We start from the raw sequence: 1,023 nt of genomic DNA, 5'->3' as shown, positions 1-1,023 counted from the left end.
TTCGTAAGCTTCCCCGTCAAGTAGACACTTCAAAAGTAGAACTTCCGGCGACTCGTTGACGGTACTCGCTGGGCGTTAGATCGCCCAATGAGTCGTGGGGGCGTTGCTCGTTGTACTCAATCATCCACCACCAGGCCGCCTCGCGGACATCCTCGATGCGGGCGAACAGGTGCTGGTCGAGAACCTCCTCGCGGAACGTTCGGTTGAAGCGTTCGATGTAGGCGTTCTGGTTGGGCTTGCCTGGCTGGATGTACTGGATCGCCATGCCGTTGGCCTTGGCCCACTGCACGAAAACTTCGCCCAGGAACTCCGGCCCGTTATCCGTACGCAGCACCTGCGGCAAGCCGTGGTCGCGCTGCAGTTGCTCGAAGATGCGCACCAGTCGTGCGGAGGTGATCGAGGTGTCCACCTCGATGTGCAGCGCCTCGCGGTTGAAGTCATCCACGACATTGAAAGTGCGAAAGCGGCGGCCGCAGGCCAGCGCATCGGACATGAAGTCGCCGGACCAGACCGTGTCCGGCAAGCGCGGTACGTAAAGGGGTACCCGTTCACGCTTGGGCAGACGCCGCTTCGCGGCTCGTCGCAGATTCAATCGCATCGCCTTGTACACCCGGTAAATCCGCTTGTGGTTCCACTCCGGCCGCAACCGGCGAAGCCGTTTGCGGCACTTCCAGAAGCCGCGACTGGGCCGGTCTTCAACCAGCGCCGCCAGCGCCGCGATCACTTCGGCATCACGCACGGTCCAATCCAGCGGCGGGCGATAAAAAGCCGCGCGGGACAAGCCGACACAATCGCAGGACCGACGCAGCGGCCGCGCGTGTACCTGCATCAGATACCGCGCCGCCTCGCGCTTCTGGGCCGGCCCTACAGTTTTTTTGCGATCAGATCCTTCATCGCGGCCACGTCCAGCGCCATCTCGGCATACATGCGCTTGAGCTTGGCGTTTTCGGCTTCCAGCTCCTTCACCCGCCGCAGGTCCGACGCCTCCATGCCACCGTACTTTGACTTCCATTGGTAGTACGT

The 1,023-nt window shown here is 62.1% G+C and carries 1 protein-coding gene; it reads right to left on the bottom strand.

Annotation, left to right across the window (positions count from 1 at the left end; genetic code table 11):
• Positions 1 to 16 precede the first annotated feature (16 nt).
• Positions 17 to 1,023, bottom strand: a protein-coding gene (locus tag AB6O04_RS20675; protein ID WP_368566312.1) for an IS3 family transposase whose coding sequence is annotated in 2 segments (ribosomal slippage) — positions 17 to 879 and positions 879 to 1,023 — 1,008 coding nt annotated over the 2 segments. Because the reading frame shifts where the segments join, the coding sequence is not laid out codon by codon here. This gene is flagged as partial in the annotation.

The sequence above is a fragment of the Pseudoxanthomonas sp. UTMC 1351 genome (assembly GCF_040948865.1).
Taxonomy (GTDB): domain Bacteria; phylum Pseudomonadota; class Gammaproteobacteria; order Xanthomonadales; family Xanthomonadaceae; genus Pseudoxanthomonas_A.
The sequence above is the reverse complement of the archived record's forward strand: the minus strand, read 5'-3'. Positions and strand labels throughout refer to the sequence as shown.